Source organism: Cephaloticoccus primus (genome assembly GCF_001580015.1).
GTDB classification, from domain to species: Bacteria; Verrucomicrobiota; Verrucomicrobiia; order Opitutales; family Opitutaceae; genus Cephaloticoccus; species Cephaloticoccus primus.
In genome coordinates, this window is the sequence record NZ_LSZQ01000052.1 from 119,732 (window position 1) to 141,761 (window position 22,030).

At 61.5% G+C, this 22,030-nt stretch carries 11 protein-coding genes; 3 read left to right on the forward strand and 8 right to left on the reverse strand.

The genetic code is table 11. The annotated features are described in order from the left end of the window. Positions 1–29: 29 nt before the first annotated feature. The 3 genes from AXK11_RS07155 to AXK11_RS10080 all read left to right on the forward strand — a co-directional run bounded on the left by AXK11_RS07155 (position 30) and on the right by AXK11_RS10080 (position 5,140). Positions 30–1,034 (forward strand): efflux RND transporter periplasmic adaptor subunit, encoded by a 1,005-nt coding sequence (locus AXK11_RS07155; protein ID WP_068630725.1) that lies wholly within the window; start codon positions 30–32, stop codon positions 1,032–1,034. 69 nt (positions 1,035–1,103) lie between these two features. After that, positions 1,104–4,487 carry an efflux RND transporter permease subunit gene (locus tag AXK11_RS07160; RefSeq protein ID WP_068630727.1) on the forward strand — a complete coding sequence of 1,128 codons (3,384 nt, stop codon included), beginning with the start codon at positions 1,104–1,106 and terminating at the stop codon, positions 4,485–4,487. 2 nt (positions 4,488–4,489) lie between these two features. Continuing rightward, a complete protein-coding gene (locus AXK11_RS10080; protein ID WP_068630729.1) occupies positions 4,490–5,140 on the forward strand; it encodes a hypothetical protein in 651 nt (216 codons plus the stop codon). Positions 5,141–5,277: 137 nt separating this feature from the next. On the opposite strand, the gene AXK11_RS07170 is transcribed toward AXK11_RS10080, so the two are convergent. The 8 genes from AXK11_RS07170 to rplA form a co-directional block, all read right to left on the reverse strand. Continuing rightward, positions 5,278–6,663: a DUF2264 domain-containing protein gene (locus AXK11_RS07170; RefSeq protein ID WP_197456838.1), complete on the reverse strand. Its 1,386-nt coding sequence runs from the start codon at positions 6,661–6,663 to the stop codon at positions 5,278–5,280. 772 nt (positions 6,664–7,435) lie between these two features. Next, positions 7,436–9,934, reverse strand: a complete 2,499-nt coding sequence (locus tag AXK11_RS09840; protein WP_156469250.1) for a DUF2264 domain-containing protein — start codon at positions 9,932–9,934, stop codon at positions 7,436–7,438. A 152-nt stretch (positions 9,935–10,086) separates the two neighbouring features. Next, positions 10,087–11,406: a DUF2264 domain-containing protein gene (locus AXK11_RS07180; RefSeq protein ID WP_082781010.1), complete on the reverse strand. Its 1,320-nt coding sequence runs from the start codon at positions 11,404–11,406 to the stop codon at positions 10,087–10,089. Positions 11,407–11,861: 455 nt separating this feature from the next. Next, complete coding sequence (gene rpoC, locus AXK11_RS07185; RefSeq protein WP_068630730.1) at positions 11,862–16,106, reverse strand: DNA-directed RNA polymerase subunit beta'; 4,245 nt, start codon at positions 16,104–16,106, stop codon at positions 11,862–11,864. A 113-nt stretch (positions 16,107–16,219) separates the two neighbouring features. Continuing rightward, on the reverse strand, positions 16,220–19,999 hold the full coding sequence (gene rpoB, locus AXK11_RS07190; RefSeq protein WP_068630732.1) for a DNA-directed RNA polymerase subunit beta: 3,780 nt from the start codon (positions 19,997–19,999) through the stop codon (positions 16,220–16,222). 196 nt (positions 20,000–20,195) lie between these two features. Further along, complete coding sequence (gene rplL, locus AXK11_RS07195; RefSeq protein ID WP_068630734.1) at positions 20,196–20,576, reverse strand: 50S ribosomal protein L7/L12; 381 nt, start codon at positions 20,574–20,576, stop codon at positions 20,196–20,198. A 156-nt stretch (positions 20,577–20,732) separates the two neighbouring features. Continuing rightward, entirely contained in the window at positions 20,733–21,290 is a 558-nt protein-coding gene (gene rplJ / locus AXK11_RS07200; RefSeq protein ID WP_068630736.1) for a 50S ribosomal protein L10, read from the reverse strand. Positions 21,291–21,304: 14 nt separating this feature from the next. After that, the gene (gene rplA / locus AXK11_RS07205) at positions 21,305–22,000 is read right to left on the reverse strand and encodes a 50S ribosomal protein L1 (protein ID WP_068630738.1); all 696 of its coding nucleotides are present in this window, start codon (positions 21,998–22,000) and stop codon (positions 21,305–21,307) included. Between the last annotated feature and the right edge of the window lie 30 nt (positions 22,001–22,030).

The window sequence follows — 22,030 nt, forward strand, 5'->3', positions numbered from 1 at the left end:
TGCCCGCCCCCCTTAACCCTTTCCGTAAAATGAAACGCTTTATCCGCCTGCTCGCACACTCTCTCACTCTCGCCCTTCTCACTTCGCTGCCCGCTGCGCTTGGCGCACAAGCGCTCCAGCTCAGCCGTGAGGCCGCGCAAAACATCGGGCTGCAAACGGTCACCGCCGAGCTGCGCCCACTCGAAAAAACGATCTCTGCCCTCGGCCGCGTGGCGACTGAGCCGGAAAACGAAATCGCGATCACCTCGCGCATTCCCGGCCGCGTGACGCGGCTGACCGTGCACGACGGGCAGCAGATTTCCCGAGGAGAGCTGCTGCTCGAAATCGAATCGCGCCTCGCCGCTGAAAATCCGGCGCGCCTCGCCTTTACCTCGCCCATCGACGGCTTCGTCCTGGAGACCCAAGTAGAACTCGGCTCAGCCGTGGAACCCGCCGATACGCTGCTCACGCTCGTCGACCTGAGCGAAGTCGATGTCGTAGGCGAAGTCCAGGCACGCGACATTGCAGAAGTCCGGCTCGGCCAGCGTGTGCGGATCCGCAGCACGGCTTACCCCGAAGAGGTTTTTGAGGGTGAGGTGAAAACCATCGCGGCCAACGTCGCCGAAGACACGGGCGCGCGCCGCGTCTTCGTCCACACGCCCAATCCGCTATCGCGACTGCTGATCGGCATGCGCGTCTCGCTGGCAGTCATCGCGGGCGGTAGCCCCGCCGCCATCGTTGTGCCGCGCGCGGCGATTCTCGGGGAGCACGGCGAGTTCTTCGTCTTTCGCCAAACCGAGGACCCACCAGAAAGCTTAAGCAGCCCGAGCGGCGCAGGAGCCGCACACGGCGGGGGCACCTTACACTTTGAGCGCACGCCCGTCGTACTCGGCCTGCGCGACGACCGCTTCGTCGAAATTATCGAAGGCGTGCTGCCGGGCGATCACATCGTCACTCGGGGCAATTATCAACTCCAGTTTCTCGGCGAAGGCGGCGCCACTCTGCTCGAAGACGACCACGGCCACTCGCACGGCCCCGGCGGGCACACGCACTAAACCACGCGCGAAACACAGCAATAAACCCAGCCCCTCCGGCCCCTCCCGCTCCCACAACCACACACGACCATGCTCACGCGACTCATCCACCTTTCGCTGCGCAACCGGCTGGCCGTCCTCGGCCTCGGTATGCTGCTCCTCGTCTACGGCGGCTACATCATCACGCGGCTGCCGATCGACGTTTTCCCTGATCTCAATCGCCCCACCGTCACGCTCATGGTTGAGGCACCCGGCCTCGCGCCCGAAGAGATCGAAACGCTAATCTCGGTGCCGCTGGAAACCTCGCTTGGCGGCGCGCCCGGCGTCCAGCGCGTCCGCGCCAATTGCGCGGTGGGGCTCTTGATCATCTACGTCGAGTTTGACTGGGGGCAGGACATCTACCGCGCCCGCCAGCTCGTCCAGGAGCGGGTCGAGCTCGCGCGGCCGCGCCTCCCGACAGGCATCGAGGTCAACATGGGGCCGATCTCCTCGCTGATGGGCGAGACCATGTTGATTGGCCTCTCCGTCGATGCAGAAAACGCCAGCGCGCCCACGCCACCCGAGCTGCGCACGCTGGCCGATTGGCAGCTGAGCCCACGGCTGCTGACGCTGAGCGGCGTCTCCCAGGTCACCGTGATCGGTGGCGGCCGCCAGCAACTCCACATCAACCTCGATGCCGAAAAAATGGCCGCCGCAGGCGTGAGCTTTGACGAAGCCGCGAGCGCTGCGGCCGAAGCGCAGGGTAGCTCTGGTGGCGGCTTCCTCGTCGATGGGCCGCGCGAGAAACTCATCCGCAATCTCGCCCGCAGTGCCGATCCCGCCGCGCTCGGCCTCACCGTCGTTCGCCCTGCCCGCCCCGCTTCACAAGGCGCGACTGGCAGTCGAGATGCTGCGCCCGCCTCGCCGATCCTCCTGCGCGACATTGCCGAGGTCAGCCTCGGCATCCAGCCGATGCGCGGCCAGGCCGGTGTTAACGCCAAGCCCGCAGTCATCCTCGGCGTGCAAAAGCAGCCCGGCGCCGACACCGTCGAGCTCACCCGCCACGTAGAAGCCGCACTCGACGAAATCCGCGCCTCACTCCCGCCCGGCGTGCAAATGGATGTGCTCTTCCGCCAGGCCAACTTCATCGAAACCGCCATCGCCAATGTGAAGGAGGCCATCCGCGACGGCTCGGTCATGGTCGTGCTCGTCCTCCTGCTCTTCCTGCTCAACTTTCGCACCACGCTGATCACGCTCACGGCCATCCCGCTGAGCTTCGCAGTCGCCGCCATCGTCTTTCACTGGCTCGGCATCTCGATCAATACGATGACGCTTGGCGGCCTCGCGGTCGCCGTCGGGCTCGTTGTGGACGATGCGATTGTAGACGTGGAAAACGTATTCCGGCGCCTGCGCGAAAGCCCCGAGCTGCGCCGCGCACGCAAGCAACGCGCCGCGAATATCCGCACCAGAAAGCCGAGAGAGGCCGAGGGGGCCGCACCCGGTTTCTCGCTTATCGCGCGCCGTGTGATCGGCGCCGCCTCAATCGAGGTACGCTCCTCCATCCTGCTGGCGACCCTCGTCATCGTGCTGGTCTTCCTGCCGCTCTTTGCGCTCAGCGGGATCGAGGGCCAGTTCTTCGCGCCGATCGGCATTGCGATCATCGTCTCCATGCTCGCCTCCTTCCTCGTCTCGCTGACGGTGATCCCGGCACTGTGCTCCTACCTGCTCCCCCAGATGAAACGCATGCGCGAAGAGCGCGACGCGTGGTTCGTGCGCCTGCTCAAGCGCGCCAGCGCCCGCATCGTCATCGGCCCCGCGCTGCGCCACCCGTGGATCACTATCGGGCTGGCCCTCGCCCTCGTCATCGGCGCCGGAGCCCTCTATCCGCGCATGGGAAAAAGCTTCCTGCCCGAGTTTAACGAAGGCACCGCGACAGTCGCCCTCATCATGCCACCGGGCACCTCGCTCGGCGAAAGCGACCGCATCGCCCGCATCGCAGAACAACGACTGCTCCGCCTTCCCGAGATCGCCCTCACCGGACGCCGCACCGGACGCGCCGAACTCGACGAACATGCCGAGGGCGTTCACCGCTCCGAGATCGATGTCGACCTCAGCCGCAGTGCACGCAGCCGCGCCGCGATCCTCGCCGACATCCGCGAAACCCTGGCCGATCTCCCCGGCGTCCTCGTAAACGTCGGCCAGCCCATCTCGCACCGGCTCGACCACATGCTCTCAGGCGTACAAGCCGCCATCGCCGTAAAGCTCTCCGGCCCCGATCTCGCCAAACTCCGCGCCTACGCCGCCCAAGCCGAAGCGGCCATGCGCTCCATCCCCGGACTCGTAGATCTACAGGTCGAAAAACAAGTCCTGATCCCGCAGGTAAAAATCGAGATCGACCGCGAGCGCGCCGCCGAATACGGCCTGCGCCCAGGCGAGCTCAGCGAGCGCCTCGAAGCGGGCCTCAACGGCCGCACCATCGGACAAGTCCTCGACGGCGCGCGCTCAATCGACCTCGTGTTGCGCTTCGGCGAAGAAGGCGACAGCGCGCAAATCGCGCGTGGCAGCGGCGAGCCCGATGCGGCGCAAACACCGCACGCGCTCGGCCTGCGCAGCGACGTAGAGCGGCTGCGCGGGCTCCTGATCGACACACCGCTGGGCGGAGCGATCCCTCTGGCGCAAATCGCCACCATCCGCGAGGCCCGCGGGCCCAATGCCATCAACCGCGAAGACGCCATGCGCCGCATCGTCATCTCGGCCAATGTCGCCGGACGCGCGCTTGATGCCATCGTCGCCGACATACAGCAAGCCCTCACCCGCGCCGTGCCGATGGAGACCGGCTACTTCATCTCCTACGAAGGCCAGTTCCAGAGCCAGCAAGCCGCCTCGCGCCGCATCGGCCTGCTCGCCATCCTCACCCTCGCCACGATCTGGGTGCTCCTCTACGCCCACTTTCACTCGGGCATGATCGTCTGGCAGATCTTGCTCAATGTGCCACTCTCCTTCGTCGGTGCACTCGCGCTCAGCTATTTCACCGTCGGCTCCATCTCGGTGGCGACCCTCGTCGGCCTCATCACCCTGGCCGGGATCGCTACGCGCAACACCATCATGATGATCTCCCACTACCTGCACCTCATGCAGCACGAAGGCGAAGAGTTTGGCGAAAAAATGATCCTGCGCGGCTCGCTGGAGCGACTCGTGCCCGTGACGATGACCGCCCTCAGCGCCGGACTCGCCCTCATCCCGCTCGCCATCGCTGCACACGAACCCGGAAAAGAGATTCTCTACCCGGTCGCCATTGTCATCCTCGGCGGACTCTTGAGCTCGACGCTGCTCGACATGGCCGTCACGCCCGCCGTGTTTTTAAAGTTTGGCCAGCGGGCCGCACGGCGCGCCCTCGCGCGCACCACCACTGAAACACACGAAGCCGCCGCCACAACGGCGGCCCTCCCCTCCGCCCCCTCCACTTCTTCCACCCAACCCACAACGCACTACTAACCATGAAACTCCGCTCCCTCCTCATCATCGCCCCGGGCGCACTCCTCCTCATCGCCGCACTCGCCTTCGTCTTCGTAAATAAAGACGACGGCCACGGGCACGACCACTCACATGGCGCACACGGCCACAGCCATTCGCACAACGACCACGATCACAGTGCAGGCGCACATAGCCACGGCACCGCTTCGACCGCCGCAAACCCCGGCGAGCTCGACCACAGCGCCGACTGGGGCAGCGTGTTTGGCAAAGCCGCCCTGCCCCAAACCTGGAAGAGCATCACCACTGCCAGCGAAAACGCCCGCGTGGCGCTCGACCGCGCCGACCTCGCCCGCGTGCCCGATCTCGCCGAAACCATCCATCTAGGCGCGCACGCCCTCTACGACCAACTCGACACCATCCAGCGCATTGGCGAAATCGACACCACACGCCTTCGCGCTGCACTCGCCCAACTCGCTCTCCTCGCCGACGACCTGCTCGACCACGCCCAACACGGCGACTTGGCCCGCGCCCGCAGCACCTACGCCCGCCTCTCCTCCGCAATCGGCGTCACCGCCATCCGTCTCCCCGTCCCACTCCTCGACGCCGCCGCCACGAGCCTCCACCCCCCACTCACCGCCACAGCCTCCGCCCACTCGCACGACCACACGCACTAGCCGGCACGCTCCCAGGAAAACCCTGCGCGTGTACCTCCCTCCTCCTCCGGCGGCACATCCGAAAGGGTGCCGCCTTTCTTTTTATCATCAGGGAAAGAGCCCCCTCCCCTGGCTCAGAAAACCACAGCCTTTTCAGGCTACCGTCGCGAAGCTTCCGTTTTTGGCAGACCATAAAAGGCACGATCAGCCCAGACATCATTTTCGCCTCCCCAAGTACGCTCCCAAGTTGTCGGAGCATAGGGATCACTCCAGAATGGATCGTCGGGTGGGAGACCGAGTGGCAGCAAGGCCACGCTGCACAGATAAAGGCTGCCGGTATTGATGTAGGTCTCAGCCAATAAGGGCTGATGTCCGGCGAGGCCGATCCGCAGCCACCCCGCTTCGTCAAATGTTCCCGGTGCATCCAGCGTACGCCGGAGAGCACGGGTAAGTGCAGTGCGCACTGCCGCAGGCGGCGGAGCGGGGAGCACTGAGTGGATAGCACTTCCGTCCTCGGTGCGCGTGATCACAGGCTCTGGCAACTCGCGCCGCAACGCGACATCGGCCAGCGTCTGGAGGGCACCTGCGCGATACGTGATTGAGCGCCCAATCACGGGAAAACTGCCATCGGGAGCGATAAACCGTTCCTGGACGACCGCATAGCGTCGTGCTGCCGCGTGAGCCTCTTTCTGAAACTGGCGGAGCGCCTCGCTCTCGTGGGCCACTTCATCCAGAATACCGAGTAACATCGGCTGAATCACGTAGGAGTTGTAGTAGTCCCAGCGATACTCGGGCCCGTCCCCATAAGTAGCGTCGCCTAGATACCATTTCCGGAAGTTTTCGATAGCAGGCAAAAAGCGTGGATCGTCGCGGGGCTCACCGGCCCTCGCCAAGGCGAGCTCGACAAAAGCCGCAAACAACTGGTGGTTCCCTGAGCGAGGGAAAGCGATGCCCCGGGCTTCCTTTAACCGAGCGATGAGATTTACCTTAACTCGGGGCTCCAGTTTTTCCCACAGTTCGCGCGGCGCCCGGAAGGTCGCTTGAGCGAGGAAAGCCGCATCAACCAACGGCTGGTCGCCGCCTTTACCTTCCCCAAAATTCATCTTGTCGGGAGAACTTGGGTCGGTCGCTGCATCGATTGCGCGGCGAGCCGCCTCTACCAGTCGACCGCGTAATTGGCCCTCGGGCGTGTCATCCGGCCCGAGCTCAAGCCAAGGAGCGATCCCGACAAGGAGCCGACCAAGTGCTTCCAAATGCGCAAAGCTACTGCGCCCCCCAGCAGTGACCGGTACGGGTGCATACGTGGCCCGCGTCTCGACTGGCATCCTCAGCTTGAGCTCACGCTTATCGAGCGCGTCAAAAATCGGCTCCGCGAGCTTGGTAGCCCAAGCCACCCACTCCGCGCGAATCGCCACCGGATCGGTCTCTTCGCCCAACTTCTCAGGCGCAACTTGGGCCCTACTGGAAAAAGGAAAACTAAGCATGGCGAGGAGTGCAGCGACTTTGGCGGCTCCGAGAAGCCGGAAGCAATATATCTTATTCATGGGGTTTATGGGAGCATGGGTTACAGAGAGGAGAGGGACCCCCTAAAGCTGAACCGTCACCGCTTCGCAGCAACCCAGATTGGTGATTTCGCAGGCTGCCATCAATAGCGCACCAACTCCATAGTGATACGGACTCTTATCTACCTGCTCAAGTGGATCACTGATCTTCTCCTCGCTGCAAGCAGCTCGGTACCAGACCTCCAACCCTCCAAAACAAAGTAGAAAGCCCGAGCGCCTGGGTGGCCCCGGAACTTTGAATGGTGGGGCTTTACTAGAAAATGCGCCGTAAGTCCGAGCTGAAGACGACAGTTCAACTGCATATAGACAATCATCCAACGCCAGCCGCGTGTGCCAACGATCACGCCCTCTTGTTCAAACAACAAAACCGGACGAAGGCTCTTCGGCCCGGGCCAAAAGATTAGCGGCGCCCCACCTCGCCGTCTTCAGGCGTCTTGGAGCTCTGTGCAGGCTCGTAGTCCCAAGAGTTCGGCTTCTCATCAACGCTCACTCCCCTCGAACCAAGTCTATGATTCAGCCGATTGGTTCTACGCTGGCCTCCAACCCTTACACAGAAGTCAGTAACTTGGCAGGCATTTTAGACTCATAGCTCATTGATAATTGACACTATTTTTAGTCATATGTTTCGCAAGTTACAAACTTCTGCATAATTGATTCACCATTGTGCGTTTCGAAAAATCAAAGAGCCCAAGTACTCACGCCCTGGGCTCTTGAATGTTCTGCGTGCAGCAATCAACCGCGGTAGTAATGGAGTCTACTTTTTACCGGTTCGCACATCCAGTTTGGTTATCTCACAGGCGGCCATCAGAAGTGCACCGACGCCGTAGTAATGAGTATCATCTTTACTCACTTCCCCTGGGCGATTAGCCACCCGCTGCACAAACCCCAACTTTCCATTGGGATGCACTGCGCGCTGTAACGCAGACCAACCCTTTCTCATCGCAGGTTCGAAACGTTCTCGATCAAGCAAGCCGACATTAATCCCCCAAGCTAGGCCGTAAGTGAAAAAACCAGTCCCACTGGTCTCGGGTGGTGAGCCCTCCGGGGCTAGCAGCGCGGGTGGCCAATAACCATCGTCCTTTTGGAGCTCGACCAACCGTTCAGCCATCTCGACGAATACTCTACGCATGCGCTTCGCATCGGGGCCATCTGCATCCAATAACGGCAGGGAGCGTGCCATCGCCGCAAACACCCATCCGTTTCCTCGGGACCAAAAGATCTTGTTTCCCTGCTCGTCACGGAGATCGAAAAAACGACTGTCACGGTAATAGAGCCGCTCTGCAGAGTCGTAAAGAAAATCCGTCGTTGCCCACCACTCGCGCATGGCATGGTCGCGGTAGCGCATATCGCCAGTCTGCCTGGACAGCTCAAGCATAGCCGGCGGCGCCATAAACAACGCATCAACCCACGACCAACGGTCCTTATACAACCGACTGGTTCCAGGCTGAGTGATGGCCAAGCTGACGCGTGGCAGCTTAGCCATCACGTGATCAAAAGTCGCGATAGCAGGGGCAAGTGCCGCCTTTCCCGCACCATTGCGCGCCATCCATAGATAAGCCTGTGTAATCGCGTGGTCATCGGCGTTAAACGGATGGCTAAGAGGCTCCCAGCGATTGTGCCACCCCATTTCAAGGATGATTTCGCGAAAGTCGGCTGGAGCGCCTTCAGTGTCCGCAAGGTCAGTCATCCCAATCCAAAATGCCGCATGTTCCCAAGCCCGTAGATGCAGGTAGTCCCGATCACTGGCCTGAGCCAATTGCCAGCGTGCAACTCGAACTGCAACTTCCAGCGGGGTTTCTGGAGCCGGCAGCTTATACAGTGCACGGTCGGCCCATACATCATTATCCCCTCCCCAAATTTTTTCGGAGGTCGTTGGAGTATATGGATCGCTCCAAAATGGATCGTCGGGCGGTAGCCCGAGTGGCAAAAGTGCCGCACTGCACAGATAAAGGCTGCCAGTACTGATGTAGGTCTCGGCCAATAAAGGCTGATGTCCAGCAAGGCCGATCCGCAACCAGCCATTTTCGTCAAATGTACCCGGCGCATCCAGCGTACGGCGCATAACACGAGTAAGAGCTGTACGAACTGCCGCAGGAGGTACGGCGGCCTGAAGAACCATGAAGACCGTACCATCTTCGCCGTATGAGATCACAGCCTCTGGCAGCTCGCGCCGCAAGGCGATATCAGCCAGCGTTTGGAAGGCACCGGCGCGATATATCAGTGAACGCCCGATCGGCGGATAGCTCCCGTCCGGAGAGATAAATCGCTCCTGCACGGCCGCGTAGCGGCGGGCTGCGGCAAGAGCTTCTCGGTGAAACTGTCGAAGCTCTTCACTTTCATGAGCGACCTCATCCAAAACGCCGAGCAGCATCGGCTGGATCACGTAAGAGTTATAGTAATCATTATGAAGCTCGACACCATCTCCATACACTCCGTCGCCGAGGTACCACTTCTTGAAGCTTTCAAGCGGAAAGAAAAGACGTGAGTCATCGCGAGGCTCACCACCACGAGCGATGGCGAGTTCATTAAAGGCCGCGCACAATTGAGAGTTAGCGTGGCGATTAGGAGGCTGGATACGAGTCTCTTTTAAACAAGTTACGAGGTTCGCCTGAACTCGAGGCTCTAGTTTCTCCCAAAGTTCGCGCGGCGCTCGAAAGGTGGCGGCTGCAAGAAAGCCGGCATCAATGAGTGGCTGGTTACTTTTCCCAAAAAACATTCTATCCGGCGATTTTGGATCCGTCGCTGCGTCAATTGCACGGCGAGCAGCTTCCGCGAGCCTACCTCGCAACTGCCCTTCGGGCGTGTCATCCGGACCAAGCTCCAGCCAAGGGGCGATCCCGATAAGGAGCCGCCCCAGTGCCTCCAGATGTGTAAATTGGGAGCGATCTGGATTGTAAACCGGTATCGGCGAGTGAACGCTGCGTGTTTCAACCGGCATTCTCAACTTAAGCTCACGCTTATCGAGTGCATCGAGAATCGGCTCGGCGAGTTTGGTAGCCCAAGCGACCCATTGCTCGCGAACCGCCTTCGGATCAGCTTCCTCGTCCAAATTTAGGGGCGAGGCCGCAAAAGTGGGAACCACGCACAGTCCACACAGCAAAGACAGCAGCAACAGACGTGTACTCAACACACGCGCAAGCAATCGACTGAACACGCTGCATTCGGGAGTATCTACAGGGGTAAGGGATAAAGCCATGCCCTCCACCCTACGCATTTTCCCATTAAAGCTACGAAAAAATCCGCACGCCTTCACTTTTTGCAAAACGCCTCTTCCCCCCCTCCCTGAAAAGTAAAAAGGCCCGGGCTTTTTTAAGGGTAGAGCCCTACCGGGGGTGCGCGAAACAAGCTCAAACTAGCTCGCACCGAGGAACCGGCAGGACAAGGACAGCAAACTGATTCTAAGAACTACCGTTGCCCAGTTTCAGGTGCTGGTAGATTCTTCATTGCCCTATCAGCCCAAACGTAAGAATCTCCGCTCCAAACCCTTTCGGAGGTTGTTGGAGTATATGGATCGCTCCAGAATGGATCGTCGGGCGGTAGCCCAAGTGGTAAAAGAGCTACACTGCACAAATACAAACTGCCGGTACTGATGTAGTCCTCCGCGAGCAAGGGCTGATGACCCGCAAAGCCAATCCTTAACCACCCATTTTCATCAAATGTCCCCGGCGCATCCAACGTGCGTCGAATAGCACGGGTAAGTGCAGTGCGCACTGCCGCAGGCGGCGGAGCGGGGAGCACTGAGTAGATAGCACTTCCGTCTTCGGTGCGCGTGACCACAGGCTCTGGCAACTCATGCCGCAGCGCGATGTCAGCCAAGGTTTGAAAGGCCCCTGCCCGATATGTGATCGAACGCCCGATCACAGGGAAACTGCCGTCGGGGGCGATAAACCGTTCCTGGACGACCGCATAGCGTCGTGCTGCCGCAAGAGCCTCCCGCTGGAACTGGCGAAGGGCTTCGCTCTCGTGAGCTATCTCATCTAGCATCCCCAGTAACATCGGCTGGATTACATAAGAATTGTAGTAGTCCCATCGGAGTTGGGGACCATCCCCATAAGCCCCGTCTCCAAGGTACCATTTCCGGAAGTTCTCTATGGCGGGCAAAAAACGCGAGTCGTCGCGAGGTTCTCCCCCCCGCGCCAAAGCGAGCTCAACAAAAGCCGCAAATAGCTGATGATTACCTACACCGGGAAAGCCAATACGGCGGGTTTCCTTTAGTCGGGCGATGAGGTTTGCCTTAACGCGAGGCTCCAGTTTTTCCCAAAGTTCGCGCGGCGCACGGAATGTCGCTTGGGCAAGAAAAGCCGCATCAACCAAGGGCTGTTCTTGGCCGCCCTCCCAAAAATTCATCTTATCCGGGGAATTGGGGTCGGTGGCTGCGTCAATTGCACGGCGAGCAGCTTCCGCGAGCCTACCCCGCAGCTGCCCCTCGGGCGTGTCATCCGGCCCAAGCTCAAGCCAAGGAGCGATCCCGACAAGGATCCGGCCCAGTGCCTCTAAATGCGTATAGAGGGAGCGATCCCAATGGGGGAGAGGTATTGGGGAGTGAGTGTCCCGCATCTCCACTGGCATCCTCAACTTGAGCTCACGTTTATCGAGCGCATCGAAAATCGGCTCCGCGAGCTTGGTAGCCCAAGCCACCCACTCCGCGCGAATCGCTACCGGATCGGTCTCTTCGCCCACCTTTGGTGCTACCTGCGCATTACCGGAATAAGGAAAACTAAGCATGGCGAGGAGCATACAGGAGCTGCCTTGGCACAAAGAGAAGCTCTGTCTGGAAAAAAGTGACAGGAGAGATTCGAACAACTTCGTGACCAAGGGAGCTCCGCAGCACTGGAAGCGGCTTATCTGGTCCATGAGCCGATGCCTATCGGCTAGAAGGGAAAGAGGCAAGTCCCTTTAGGATTAGGCTATCACCATTTCGTGTCATCCGGTTTGATAATTACACCGGGCAGCCACTGGCAATGTTCCGGCCCTGTAGAACGGGGTCTCCAGTCCAGGCAATCACTGGTATTCTGCACGCAGATCATTCCTATTTTTTTAGGCCCGCAAAAGCAAAAGGCCCGGGGGGTAAAGCACCCGGGCCTTTGAAACAGGCGTGACGGAGGTCTCTTGTGTTTAGCTCCCAGCTTGGGGGCTCGCGCATGCAATCAAGTACCGGTCTGCATACGCGGGCTGCCCCATTAGCTGGCTGCGGCGAAGGAGCCGCCCCCGCCCATCGCCGCCTGAGCTTGAGCCACCGCGGCGGCCACATCCGCCTCCAGTTCGGGGTTCTCGCTGGCGGCGACAGCGTCTTCGCTCAGGAGCTCTTCGCCAAAGGGCAGTGTGATCTTGAGTTGCTTGTATTTCGGCAGGCCTGTGCCCGCCGGGATCAAGCGGCCCATGATCACGTTTTCCTTAAACCCTTTCAGGTCGTCGACCTTGCCGAGAGTCGAAGCGTCGGTGAGGACGCGGGTCGTCTCCTGGAAGGAGGCCGCCGAGATGAAGGACTCGGTTTCCAGCGAGGCTTTGGTGATGCCCAGCAGGATCGGCTCGGCTTCGGCGGGCTTGCCACCGGCGGATTCGATGCGGCGGTTTTCCGTCAGGAAGCCGGAACGGTCGACTTGCTCGCCCCAGAAGAACTCGCTGTCACCAGGGTCGGTGATGCGCACTTTGCGCAGCATCTGGCGGATGATGATTTCGATGTGCTTGTCGTTAATCGTCACGCCCTGGAGCCGGTAGACTTCCTGGACTTGCGAAATGAGGAAGTCGTAGAGCGCCGCGGGTCCGAGGATTTCCAGAATCTCGTGCGGATCGGCTGCGCCTTCGGTGAGGTGCTGGCCTTTGTGCACGACGTCGCCGGGCTGCACGATGATGTGCTTTCCGGTCGCGATGAGGTGCTCCTCTTCCTGGCCAGTCTCTTCGTTGCGGACGACGACCTTGCGCTTGGCGCGCACGGTGCCCTCGAAGGAAACCACGCCGTCGATTCGCGACATGGCGGCAGCATCCTTGGGGCAGCGGGCCTCGAAGAGCTCGGCCACACGCGGCAGACCGCCGGTAATGTCCTTGGTCTTGGAGGCCTGACGCGGCGTTTTCGCAAGGAGCGCCCCGGGGGCAATCGTGTCGCCCTCGTTGACGGCGATCTGCGCGCCAACGGGAATCGAGTAAGCGGCCAGCGGACGGTTCTTCTCGTCGCGCACTTCGACCTGCGGATTGAGGTCTTCCTTGTGCTCGATGACGACAGTCGCGATGCGGCCCGAGGATTCGTCGAGCTCGCGCTTCACCGTGACGCCCGGGATCATGTCCTTAAAGGCGAGCTTGCCGCCCTTTTCCGAGAGCACGGGGATGTTGTACGGATCCCACTGCGCGAGGACGGCGCCTTTCTCGATTTGTGCGCCATCGGCGACGTGGAGGAAGGAGCCTGCGACGATGTTGTAGCTCTCCAGCTCGCGCTCCTCCTCGTCGAGGATCTCGATGGAGCCCGTCTTGTTAAGGACGATGGATGCTCCCTCGGCGGTCTGCACGAGGCGCAGGCCGCGGTACTTGACCGTGCCGCCTTCGCGGACGCGGATCTCGGGCGTCCTGAAGCCACCGGAGGCCACACCACCGATGTGGAAGGTGCGCATGGTGAGCTGCGTGCCGGGCTCGCCGATCGACTGGGCGGCGATGATGCCGACGGAGTCGCCGACCTTGGCGAGTTTGTTGGTCGCCGGATTGATGCCGTAGCTCTTGGCATCGATGCCGCGCGGGCTGTTGGAGGTCAGCGGCGAGAGCACCTTCACTCGCTCGATGCCCACTTCGTCGATCTTGGTGGCGATCTCTTCGGTGATGAGGTCGCCCGAGGCCACGAGCAGCTCGGTGGGGTTGAGCGGGTTGTAAATATCGTCACTGGAGCAGCGCCCGACGATGCGCTCGCGCAGGGCCACGATCTCGTCGTCGCCCTCGAAGATGGCCTTCTTCCAGACGCCATCGCGGTTGCCGCTGTCGTCCTCGACGATGACGACGTCCATCGCCACGTCGCAGAGCTTGCGGGTCAGGTAACCGGCGTCCGCCGTTTTGAGCGCTGTATCGGCGAGGCCCTTGCGCGCACCGTGAGTGGAGATGAAGTACTCCAGCACGCTGAGCCCTTCGCGGAAGGAGGACAGGATGGGCCGCTCAATGATCTCGCCCGAGGGCTTGGCCATGAGGCCGCGGGTACCGCAGAGCTGGCGCACCTGCTGTTTGTTACCGCGCGCGCCCGAATCCATCATGATGTAGACGGGGTTCACCTCCTCGCGGCCCTCGTTGTGCTCCAGCTTGCTGAAGACCTCCTTGGCGATGCGGTCGGTGGTGCCTGTCCAAAGGTCGATGACCTTATTCTTACGCTCACCTTCGGTGATGATGCCCTTGTTGAACTGGCCTTCGACCTCGGCGATTTTCTTACGCGTCTCGGCGACGATGTCCTTCTTCGACTCGGGGATGATCATGTCATCGATACCGATCGAGATGCCGGCGCGGAAGGCGGTCTGGAAGCCGAGCTCCTTGAGCCGGTCGAGGGTATCGACGACCTCCTGCGGGTCGATGCCTTCGATCTTGGTCGTCTCAAGAATCAAGTCACCGAGCTTGGCCTTGGGCACCGGGAAGTTCGCAAAGCCAAGATCACGCGGCCACACTTGATTAAAGATGATGCGGCCAACCGTCGTGCGGATGGTCTTCTTAAGCGGGTTGCCGTAGGTCGTCGTGCGGCCGTAGTCGGGGTTGGGCACATCGACCCAATCGTGCATCTTCAGTGCGCCGTCATCCTTGGCGAACTGCACCTCATCGAGGCCCGAGAGGAGCGGCACGCGCTCGCCCTTGGCGGGCTTGTGGCGCGGCTCAATCGTCAGGTAGTACGCGCCCAGGACGATGTCTTGCGAAGGCGTGAGGATGGGCTTGCCGGAGGAGGGCGAGAAGATGTTGGAGGTCGCCATCATCAGCAGCTTGCACTCAAGGATCGCCTCCAGCGAAAGCGGCACGTGGACGGCCATCTGGTCGCCATCGAAGTCCGCATTGTAAGCGGTGCAAACGAGCGGGTGCACACGGATCGCCTCGCCCTCAATGAGCACGGGCTCAAAGGCCTGGATGGAGAGGCGGTGCAGTGTGGGCGCACGATTGAGGAGCACCGGATGGCCCTTGGTCACCTCTTCGAGGATGTCCCAGACTTCGGGCGACTTTTTCTCAATCATCTTGCGCGCGCCGCGCACGGTGTGCACGAAGCCCAGCTCCTTGAGGCGGCGGATGATGAAGGGCTCGAAGAGGACGAGCGCCATCTTCTTGGGCAGCCCGCACTGGTTGAGCTTGAGCTCGGGGCCGATGACGATGACGGAGCGGCCCGAGTAGTCCACGCGCTTGCCGAGGAGGTTTTGGCGGAAGCGGCCTTGCTTTCCCTTGAGCATGTCGGAAAGCGACTTGAGAGGGCGATTGCCCGCGCCGGTGACGGGGCGGCCGTGGCGGCCGTTGTCGAAGAGCGCGTCGACCGCCTCCTGGAGCATCCGCTTCTCGTTGTGGATGATGACGTCGGGCGTCTTGAGCTGCATCAGGTTGCGCAAGCGGTTGTTGCGGTTGATGACGCGGCGGTACAAGTCGTTGAGGTCGGAGGTCGCGAAGCGGCCGCCTTCAAGCGGCACCACGGGGCGCAGGTCGGGCGGGATGACGGGCAGCACTTCGAGCACCATCCACTCGGGCCGCGACTTCGACTGGATGAAGCCCTGGATGACCTTGAGGCGCTTGGAGAGCTTCTTCTTGATCTGCTTCGAGCGGGTCGCGCGCATCTGCTCGTGGAGCTCGGCAACGACCGCCTCCATATCGACGCGGGCGAGCGCATCGCGCACGGCCTCGGCGCCCATCTTGGCCACGAAGGAATCGTCACCGTACTCGTCGAGCGCCTGGCGGTACTCGGTGTCGGTGAGGAGCTGGTGCGGCTCGAGCGGCGTCTTGCCCGGGTCGATCACCATGTAGTTCTCGTAGTAGATCACGCGCTCCAGCGCGCGTGCAGTCATGTCGAGCATGAGGCCGAGGCGGCTGGGCATGCTCTTCAAGAACCAGATGTGCGTGACCGGAACGGCCAGCTCGATGTGCCCCATGCGCTCGCGGCGCACGCGGGCGACGGTGACCTCCGTGCCGCAACGATCACAGACGACGTCCTTGTACTTGATGCGCTTGTACTTTCCGCAAGCGCACTCGTAGTCGCGCACGGGCCCGAAAATCTTTTGGCAAAACAAGCCGCCGGGCTCGGGCTTGAAGGTGCGGTAGTTGATCGTCTCGGGGTTCTTCACCTCGCCGCGCGACCACTTGCGGATGACTTCGGGCGAGGCGACGGTGATCGAGACGCAATCGAAGGGGCTGGCGGTTTCGCCGATGGCCGCGTGGGCCTCGGCGTGGGCATGCGAATGCGTGTGGGCGCCGAGGGTTTCAGAAGGTTGAATGCTCATGGATGCTGTTCCTGTCGTCGTAATAGGTTAGCGCGTGGAGGCGGGAGGGCGGCTGGTTCTTGGGCCTTGTAGAAGGCGGGCGTTTTTTTTCCGGGCGGGCACGGCACCGTGGCTCAGGTGCCAAAGCCCAGCGAATCGCGTTTGTTGAGCTTGATATCCAGACCGAGGGACTGGATTTCCTTGATCAAGACGTTGAAGGACTCGGGCGTGCCAGCCTGCAAGGTGTTGTCGCCCTTGACGAGCGACTCGTAGATCTTGGTGCGGCCCTGCACATCGTCGGACTTGACGGTGAGCAGCTCCTGGAGCGTGTGCGCCGCACCGTAGGCTTCGAGTGCCCAGACCTCCATCTCTCCGTAACGCTGGCCGCCGTACTGGGCCTTGCCGCCGAGCGGCTGCTGCGTGACCAGCGAGTAGGGGCCGACCGCGCGAGCGTGGATCTTGTGCGAGACGAGGTGGTTCAGCTTCATCATGTAGATGTAGCCGACCACGACCTGCTGGTCGATCTGCTCGCCCGTGCGCCCGTCGTAGAGGACACTCTTGCTGGAGGACGGCAGGCCCGCCTCCTTGAGGTACTCGCGAACGCGCTTTTCGGGGATGCCGTCGAAGACCGGAGTCGCCACCTTGATGCCGAGCTTTTTGCAAGCCCAGCCGAGGTGAGTCTCAAGTACCTGACCGACGTTCATGCGCGAAGGCACGCCGAGCGGGTTGAGGCAGATTTGCACCGGAGTGCCATCGGGCAAGAAGGGCATGTCCTCTTCGGGTACGATCTTGGCGACCACGCCCTTGTTCCCGTGGCGACCGGCCATCTTGTCGCCGACCTCCAGCTTGTGCTTGGTGGCGATGTAGACCTTGACCTGCTTGATGCTGCCGGTGCCATCGCCCTCGCCTGCCTCGATCGAGGCGACCTTGCGGTCGCGGTCGCTCTCCAGCTCGTCGAACTTGGTCTGGAAAGTACCGATGATCTCCATGATCTTGATCCGCACCGGCGAAGGGTCGATCTCCACATGCTTGGAGACGGCGGCGAGCTTGCGCAGGAGCGTCTTGGTGATCTTGCGGTTGGCCGGGATGATGATCTCGCCGGTGTCGCCATTGCTGACGTCGAGCGGGATTTTTTCGCCGAGGAGGATGTTGGAGAGCGCCTCGGTGAGGCCCTCGCGCAGCTTGTCCATCTGCGTCTTGAACTCCTCCTGGATCTGCTTCACCTGACGGCGGCGGTCGGAAGGCGAGAGCCGGTCGATCTCGTTGTCGATGCGCGAAGAGACTTTTACGTCCATCACGATGCCCGCTGCGCCGGAAGGCACGACGAGCGAAGTGTCCTTCACATCGGCTGCCTTCTCACCGAAGATGGCGCGCAGAAGTTTTTCTTCGGGCGCGAGCTCGGTTTCCGACTTGGGCGTGATCTTGCCGACGAGGATGTCGCCAGGCTTCACCTCGGCCCCGATGCGGATGACGCCGTTGTGGTCCAGATTCTTGAGCGCTTCTTCGCCGACGTTGGGGATGTCGCGCGTGATTTCCTCGGGCCCGAGCTTGGTGTCGCGGGCCGCCACCTCGAATTCCTGAATGTGGATCGAGGTAAAGATGTCCTCCTTGAGGACTTTCTCGGAGATCAGAATCGCGTCTTCAAAGTTGTAGCCATTCCACGGCATGAAGGCCACGAGCACGTTGCGCCCGAGCGCGATCTCTCCTTTTTCGGTCGAAGGCCCGTCGGCGATGATCTGGTCGGCCTTCACCTTCTGGCCGAGCTTGACGAGCGGCTTCTGGTTAAAGCAGGTGCCCGCGTTGGAGCGCATGAACTTGCGCAGCTCGTAGACGTAAACGCCGTTCTTCGCGTCGGTCTTCAGCGTGCGCGGCAACTCTCCGTCAGGCGTAATGACGATGCGGTTCGCATCGACAGAGGCGACGACGCCTGCGGCCTCCGCTACGACGACGATCTTGGAGTCGCGCGCGACGCGCTCCTCAATGCCCGTGCCCACAAAAGGCGACTCGGCCTGAAGCAGTGGCACGCCCTGGCGTTGCATGTTCGCACCCATGAGCGCGCGGTTCGCATCGTCGTGCTCGAGGAAGGGAATCATCCCCGCGGCAATCGAGATCACCTGCTTGGGCGAGACGTCCATGTAGTCGACCTCGGAGGCGGAGACTTCGAGGAACTCGCCGTCCTTACGCACGGTAACCTTGCCGACGAAGTTGCCCTTGCTGTCGATCTCGGCATTGGCCTGCGCGATGACCTTGGCCTCTTCCTGGTCGGCCGTCAGGTAGTCGATTTTGTCGGTCACGCGACCGTCTTTGACGGCGCGGTAGGGCGTCTCGATAAAGCCAAACTCGTTGACGCGCGCATAGGTCGAGAGCGAGTTGATGAGGCCGATGTTCGGGCCTTCGGGCGTCTCGATCGGGCAAATGCGGCCGTAGTGCGAGGGGTGCACGTCGCGCACCTCGAAGCCCGCACGCTCGCGATTCAGACCGCCGGGCCCGAGCGCGGAGAGGCGGCGCTTGTGCGTCACCTCCGCCAGCGGGTTGATCTGGTCCATGAACTGCGAGAGCTGCGAGCGCGCGAAGAAATCGCGAACGACGGTCGTCAGCGCCTTCGGGTTGATCAGCTTTTGCGGGGTGATCGAGTCGACGCTCTGGTCGTACATCGTCATGCGCTCGCGGACGAGCCGCTCCGTGCGGCTGAGGCCGAGGCGGCATTGGTTGGCGAGCAGCTCGCCAACCGTGCGCACACGGCGCGAACCAAGGTGGTCGATGTCATCCACGACGCCCTCGCCGCGCTTGAGGCGCACGAGGTACTTGGTCGCCGCGACGATGTCGCCCGACTCCAGGATGCGCTGCTCGAGCTCCACCTTCAGGCCGAGCTTTTGGTTCACCTTGTAGCGGCCCACGCGCCCGAGGTCGTAGCGCTTCGGGTCGAAGAACAGCCGCTTGAGAAGTGCCTTGGCGTTGGCCGTGGTCGGCGGCTCGCCGGGGCGCAGGCGTTTGTAAATTTCCTTGAGCGCTTCCTCCTCGTTGCGCGTCGGGTCTTTCTTCAGCGCGCGGATGATCGCGCCTTCGTCGTTGGCCGTGTCAATGACGCGGATGGTGCTGATGTCGTGCTTCTCGAAAGTGCGCACGATCTGCTTGGTCAGCGGCTCGAAGGCGCGGGCGAGGACGACGCCCTTTTGCGCGTCAATCGCGTCTTCGACCAAGACGAGCGTGGAGACGTTCTCCATCTCCAGTGCCTTCGAGACCTTCAGGCTCTTGATCTCGTAAAAGAGGTTCAGGATGTCGATGTCGCTGGAGTAGCCGACTGCGCGCAGCAAGGTCGTGATGAGGAACTTGCGGCGGCGGCGGCGGCGGTCGAGGTAAACGTAGAGCAGGTCGCTATTGTCGAACTGCACCTCCATCCAGGTACCGCGGTCGGGGATAATGCGGAACGAGTGCAGCAGCTTGCCGTTCGGGTGCGGCGTGACCTCAAAGGCAATGCCGGGGGAGCGGTGCAGCTGCGAGACGACGACGCGCTCGGCGCCGTTGATGATGAACGAGCCGCGGTCGGTCACCATCGGGATTTCTCCCATGTAAATTTCCTCGTCCTTGATGAAATCTTCCTCGCGCAGCCGCAGCTTCACGTAGAGCGGCACCGAGTAGGTGATGCCATCGCGGATGCAGCCGATCTCGGAGTTCTTCGGCTCGCCGAGCGTGTACGACACGTACTCAAGCGTGAGCCGGCCGTCGTAGGACTCGATCGGGAATACCTCGCGGAAAACCGCCTCCAGCCCCTGCGGCTTGCGCTGCTTGTCGGGCACGCCCTTCTGCAAAAAGTCCAAGTACGAGGTGATCTGAATCTCGATCAGATTCGGCGGCTGGAGGACTTCGCGAAGCTTGCCGAAGTTAATGCGTTCAGAGAGTGTGCGGTCGGCCATGTAGAGGATACCCGGTTAGAAACAACGATGGAGGAGAGCGGCGGGCGCGGCGCCGGTGCGAGGCCGCTCTGGAAAGAAGCCCCGCGCCGCTCTGGTAAAACTGGCGATGTGGAAAAAGGCAAAGGACAGGCCGCGATAACGCGCAGCCTGCCCCGTAAAAAGCGGATGTTTTGAAAAGAACTCGGCCAAGCTCGGCTTACTTGAGCTCGACCTTGGCGCCAGCCGCTTCGAGCTTCTTCTTGATCTCTTCGGCCTCTTCCTTGGCGGCGCCTTCCTTGATCGGCTTGGGCGCACCTTCGACGAGGTCCTTGGCCTCTTTGAGGCCCAGACCAGTGATGGCGCGGACTTCCTTGATGACGCCGATCTTGTTGCCACCTGCTTCGGCGAGGATGACGTCGAACTCGGTCTTCTCCTCGGCAGGCGCAGCGGCAGCACCCGCAGCAGGGCCGGCGGCGACGACAGCAGCGGCGGCGGAAACGCCCCACTTCTCTTCGAGGTCTTTAACGAGGGCGGCGAGCTCCAGGACGGGCTGCGCGGAGAGCCATTCGATGACTTGGTCTTTGGTGATATTGCTCATGATCTTGTCTTTCTGGAAACGGCTAGCGGTCTCGGGGACTTGAGACGCGTTTAAGAGACGTATCCCCTAGCCTGTTTTCTTTTTTGGGAGGAAGGCCGAGCGCACCGGAGCGCACGCGGCACCGCCTCAAAGTTTTCTTAAAAAAATAAGGTTGGTTCAGGCCTCGGCAGGCGCGGGTTCGGCAGCCGCAGGCGCGGGTTCAGCCGGAACAGGAGCCTCGGCGGGCGCGTCGCCCTCCCCAGCCTTTTTGACCTTGGCGTCGAGGACGCGCACAAAGGCGGCCGCGTTGCTGGTGAGCAGGCTGAGGAACTGTGCGCGCAGCGCGTCAAAGGAGGGCAAGTCGGCAATCGCAGAGAGCTCGGCGGCGCTGACGAGCTTCTGCTCCATCACGCCGATCTTGATCTCCAGCTTCTGCTTCGACTCGAAGAATTTCTTTAAAACCTTGGCGACTCCGGCGGAGTTTTCCCCACCGACGACAATCGCGGTCGGCCCCTTGAGCGACTCTTCGATGTCGGGCAAACCAAGCCCCTTGGCGGCGACGCGCAGCGAGCTGTTTTTGACGACGTGGAACTCCGCCTTCTCTGCGGCGAGTGAGGCGCGCAGCTCGGCGACGTCGGAGACGGTGATGCCCGAGAAGTTCGTCAGGATGACGTAGTCCGACTTCTTGAGGTGGGTCTCCACCTCGGCGACTAGATATTGTTTTTCGGCTCTCATGGTCGTGGCGTCTCTCAGTATTGGTTGAACTCGGAGGAAGCGAGACGAAGGCCGGGGCTCATCGTCGCGGAGAGCGCTATGCTCTTGATGTAACCGCTGCCTTTGAAGGTCGCAGGGCGGGCCTTGCCAATCGCCTCAATCACGGTGCGCGCGTTTTCGAGGATCTGCTCGTTGGTGAACGAGCGCTTGCCGAGCCCGAGCGCGATGTTGCCCGACTTGTCCATCTTGAACTCCACGCGACCAGCCTTCACCGCCTTGATGCCGCCAGCAATATCGTCGGTGACGGTGCCGCTCTTCGGGTTGGGCATCAGCCCCTTGGGGCCGAGGACGCGCGCCAGCGTGCGCACCTGCTTCATCGCTTCGGTCGTGGCGATGGCGACGTCAAACTCCAGCCAGCCGTCGCTGACTTTTGCCATCAGGTCTTGAAGTCCGGCGTGATCGGCCCCCGCTGCGAGAGCGGCTTCCGGATCTTCGGTAAAGACGGCCACACGCACGCTCTTTCCCGAGCCGTTGGGCAAGGGCGTCGTGCCGCGCACCATTTGCTCGCCCGCTGTCGGGTCGACGCCGAGGCGGAAGGCGAGCTCAATGGTCTCGTCGAACTTGGTCTTGGGGAACTTGGCGAGGATCTCGACTGCCTCTTGCAGCGAGTACTCCTTCGAGAGATCAGCGACCTGTGTGCCGCTGACGTAGCGCTTACTGTGTTTATCCATGGTGACTCCTTGCGGTGCGTGCGTCCGAAC

Bases quoted from the DNA above. Each gene is read 5' to 3' on its own strand.
- AXK11_RS07155 (WP_068630725.1), top strand. From the start codon at position 30: ATGAAACGCTTTATCCGCCTGCTCGCACACTCTCTCACTCTCGCCCTT.
- AXK11_RS07160 (WP_068630727.1), top strand. From the start codon at position 1,104: ATGCTCACGCGACTCATCCACCTTTCGCTGCGCAACCGGCTGGCCGTC.
- AXK11_RS10080 (WP_068630729.1), top strand. From the start codon at position 4,490: ATGAAACTCCGCTCCCTCCTCATCATCGCCCCGGGCGCACTCCTCCTC.
- AXK11_RS07170 (WP_197456838.1), bottom strand. From the start codon at position 6,663: ATGAATAAGATATATTGCTTCCGGCTTCTCGGAGCCGCCAAAGTCGCT.
- AXK11_RS07180 (WP_082781010.1), bottom strand. From the start codon at position 11,406: ATGCTTAGTTTTCCTTATTCCGGTAATGCGCAGGTAGCACCAAAGGTG.
- rpoC (WP_068630730.1), bottom strand. From the start codon at position 16,106: ATGAGCATTCAACCTTCTGAAACCCTCGGCGCCCACACGCATTCGCAT.
- rpoB (WP_068630732.1), bottom strand. From the start codon at position 19,999: ATGGCCGACCGCACACTCTCTGAACGCATTAACTTCGGCAAGCTTCGC.
- rplL (WP_068630734.1), bottom strand. From the start codon at position 20,576: ATGAGCAATATCACCAAAGACCAAGTCATCGAATGGCTCTCCGCGCAG.
- rplJ (WP_068630736.1), bottom strand. From the start codon at position 21,290: ATGAGAGCCGAAAAACAATATCTAGTCGCCGAGGTGGAGACCCACCTC.
- rplA (WP_068630738.1), bottom strand. From the start codon at position 22,000: ATGGATAAACACAGTAAGCGCTACGTCAGCGGCACACAGGTCGCTGAT.